The sequence below is a fragment of the Roseovarius sp. MBR-51 genome (genome assembly GCF_053628575.1).
Window position 1 is genome coordinate 1 of sequence record NZ_JBRJGQ010000055.1, and the last position, 3,350, is coordinate 3,350.

Annotated in this window: 2 protein-coding genes and 1 pseudogene; 2 read left to right on the plus strand and 1 reads right to left on the minus strand. The window is 63.0% G+C overall.

All coding sequences use genetic code 11. The annotated features are described in order from the left end of the window. Positions 1 to 257: 257 nt before the first annotated feature. Together ACSSVY_RS22620 and scpB are read left to right on the plus strand one after the other, a co-directional pair. The gene (locus ACSSVY_RS22620) at positions 258 to 1,142 is read left to right on the plus strand and encodes a DUF1403 family protein (RefSeq protein ID WP_454272285.1); all 885 of its coding nucleotides are present in this window, start codon (positions 258 to 260) and stop codon (positions 1,140 to 1,142) included. A 2-nt stretch (positions 1,143 to 1,144) separates the two neighbouring features. Next, positions 1,145 to 1,756: an SMC-Scp complex subunit ScpB gene (scpB, locus tag ACSSVY_RS22625; RefSeq protein ID WP_454272287.1), complete on the plus strand. Its 612-nt coding sequence runs from the start codon at positions 1,145 to 1,147 to the stop codon at positions 1,754 to 1,756. Between the two features lie 55 nt (positions 1,757 to 1,811). Here the strand turns inward: scpB and ACSSVY_RS22630 are convergent. After that, a pseudogene (locus tag ACSSVY_RS22630) lies at positions 1,812 to 3,350 on the minus strand (transketolase); the annotation flags it as partial.

Below are 3,350 nucleotides of genomic sequence, written 5' to 3' on the forward strand. Positions count from 1 at the left end.
ACATCCAGTCTCATAAATACCGGTACAGAATCTCATGAACCCCGACTCGTTTTTCAGGGAAGTGCTTGAATCTCATGAATTCCGGCTATCCGACACTCGATTTTGGTGCTGCTATTTGTGAGATTACCCATATTTTTGAGCATATCATTTTTACGTCCGATAATGCAAGATTATTGGACATAACTGTGAATGACAAAGCAGGGCGGTTACGGCGTATTTTTCTGGATATAAGCGCCGCGACGATGTAGGCTTCAAGCATGACATTCGCTCGGCACGACCACTGCGACGACCTAGACACGCTACCCCGGATGCCGTCCTGGGTCACCTCGGGTCGCGTTGAAACCCTTGAAGATGTGGCGTTTTTGTCAGGCGCGGCGCTGAGCAACCTGCATCTTGTGTTGGGACACGAGGGGGTGCCCCAAGCTTTGTTGCGGGATCGGCTTGCGCTGCGCGCGGCGGAGTCTTGTGTCGCGTTCTCTGGTCGCCCTGAGCGGGCAGGGGAGCTGCGCGACGCGGTGCACCTTCTGCGTCCCGGCGATCTGCCCGGACCGGCGGGGGAAACACACCTGACCTGGCGGCGCGCGGTGGAGCGGTCGGTATCGATCAAGGCTCTGGGTCGGGCTTTGCCGACCCTCGAGCCGGGCCCGATCGCAACGTGGCTTGATGCGGGGCAGGGGGCACCCGTCGACCGCGCCGCAAGGGTGCTGGAGGCGGTGCTCACGGAGGCACCGCGTGCGGACGTGCCTGCTCTTGTCTTTGCCGACGCAGCCCTTGCGCAAGCGCTTTGCTGGAACCATCTTGTGCCGCTGCTGGCGCCGGGCCTGAAGCGCGCCGATCTGCGCAAGCAAGGTGATGAGCTTCGCATGGCCTGTCATCGGGCGCTCGTCTCATCGGCGGTCGAGGCCGTGCGCCTCGCCGCAGACCTCGCGCAAAGGGCTGCGCATCTGAAGGCCGTTGCGCCCAAGCTTCGGGCCAAGGGCGCTGGCTATGCAGTCGAGATGTTTCTGACCCGCGATGCGATCGCGCCCTCGGCGCTGCCCTTGCCGGATCGCGCTGCGCGGCGGCTCTGCGACCGGTTGGTCGAACTCGGCGCCATCCGCGAACTGACCGGGCGCGACACCTTTCGGCTTTACGGGGTGTAGGGATGGCGAAGGACCGCACCGCGCCGGAGCTTGACCGCGAGTTGACCGACCTGCCGCCGGAACTGCGTTGGCGGGAATGGATGCGGCGGATCGAGGCGGTGCTCTTCGCGTCGGCTTCGCCGGTGCCGCGCGAAGACCTGGCGCGGGTGGTGGGGCAGGGGGCCTCGGTCGACCTACTGGTCGAGGATCTTGCCGCCGATCTGGATGGGCGGGCGTTCGAGATTGCCCAAGTGGCGGGTGGGTGGATGTTCCGGACCCGACCCGCCTACGCGCCCGCGATCCACGCCGCGGCCGATGTCGGGGACAAGCTGCTGGACCTGAGTGAATTCGACGTCGCGGTGCTGGCTGCCATCGCCTACCATCAGCCGATCACCCGCGACGGGTTGAAGGATATCTTCGGCAAGGAGATCAGCCGTGACTTGATCGGTCGGCTGCATGCGCGCGAGTTGATCGGGACCGGGCCGCGGTCCCCTCGACGCGGCGCGCCCTACACCTTCGTCACCACCGAGCAGTTCCTCGTGGCCTTCGGGCTGGAGAGCTTGCGCGACCTTCCGGACAGAGAGCAGCTAGAGGATGTAGGCTTGGCTCGTGCAACGGATCTCACAGCGACCTAGCGGCGCGTCAGTTTCCCGCTTGCGCAAACCGGGACCGGCCAAGCGATATTCCAGATCAAGACGGCATAAGACTCTGCATGGCAGCCGCCGCCGAGTGGTCACCGTCGGACAGAGCAAGAACCGTGTTCGCGATTGAATGCCGATCTAGCCCGAAGTGACGATATAGATCGCCAATGGTGCCGGTTTGTCCGAAATGCTCCACCCCGTGCGAGGCTGTCCTGTGCCCGTGCACCGATCCCAGCCAGGCCAATGTGGCGGGATGCCCGTCGATAGCGCTGACGATCAGGCAGTCACGCGGCAAGTTCGCAAGCAGTGCTTCGATATGGCTGCGGGCTTTTCGGTTGCCGCGTGCGCGCGCGCGTTGCGCGGCGGTCCAGCCAGCGTTCAGCCGGTCTGCTGACGTGATGGCCAAGACGCCCACGTCGCGCCGGTGTTCGCCGATGATCCCCGCCGCGGCGATGGCTTCCATGGCCACGGCCCCTTGGTAGGCGATAACTGCCTGGCAATTCGGCCCCGGCTTGCGCAGCCAGTAGGCCCCGTCAATGGCGCCTTGCCGGAAAGCATCGTCGTGCCTTTTGCCTGGTTGCTCGAGCGGGCTTGTGGTCAGCCGCAAATAGACGGACCCGCCTGTTTCATCGCGCAACCACGTGCGCTCGTCCGGGTCTTGCCCGCCATCGCGCTGTAAGTAGTCGAAAGCCCATTCCATGATGACGGCAAGTTCGTCGGCAAAGGCCGGTTCAAACGCGGCAAGCCCATCCTGGGACATGCCTGTCAGGGGCGTGCCGATGGATTGATGCGCGCCGCCTTCGGGGGCCAGCGTCACGCCGGAAGGCGTGCCGACGATCATGAAACGCGCGTCCTGATAGCAGGCATAGTTCAGCGCATCGAGGCCGCGATGCACGAAGGGATCATAAACCGTTCCGATCGGGAAGAGCCGCTTGCCGAACAGACTGTGCGACAGGCCTGCAGCGCCCAGAAGCAGAAAAAGGTTCATTTCCGCAATGCCCAGTTCGATATGCTGGCCTTCGGGCGCGAACTCCCATTTCGCTGTCGACGGGATGCGATGTTCGATGAAGGCGTCGGCCTGGGGTGCGCGTGCAAAAAGCTTGCGCCGGTTCACCCAAGGGCCAAGATTGGTTGTCCCCGTCACATCCGGTGAGGTCGTCACGATTCGCTTAGCCAGCGGGCTGTCGCCCTTCGACAGATCATCGAGGATCTTGCCAAAGGCAGCCTGCGTTGAAATTTCGCGGTCGGTATCAATCGCGATTTGCGGCACTGCGATGTGGTCGTCTCCAAAGCGGCGTCTGCCGCGGGAAAAGAACGGAACGCGCGATAGAAACGCCTGCAGCGCGTCTCGATCCGCAACAGCGGCCAAGGGGTCCCATTCCTGGCCCTGCGCCACGCCCATGTGCTTTTGCCATGCGGCGAATTGCGTCGGGTTCATCAACCCGCCGTGATTGTCCTTGTGACCGGCAATGGGCGTGCCCCAGCCCTTGATCGGGTTCTGTCGCAAAGTTTCCGGGAGTTCTTCCTTGTCTTTGATTTTGGCGCTACATCGGGCAAAAACCAAGACTAGGTTCGGTACGGATGACAG

What these genes read in the sequence shown, in the direction of transcription:
- ACSSVY_RS22620 (WP_454272285.1), top strand. Translation starts at nt 258, where the DNA reads ATGACATTCGCTCGGCACGACCACTGCGACGACCTAGACACGCTACCC.
- scpB (WP_454272287.1), top strand. Translation starts at nt 1,145, where the DNA reads ATGGCGAAGGACCGCACCGCGCCGGAGCTTGACCGCGAGTTGACCGAC.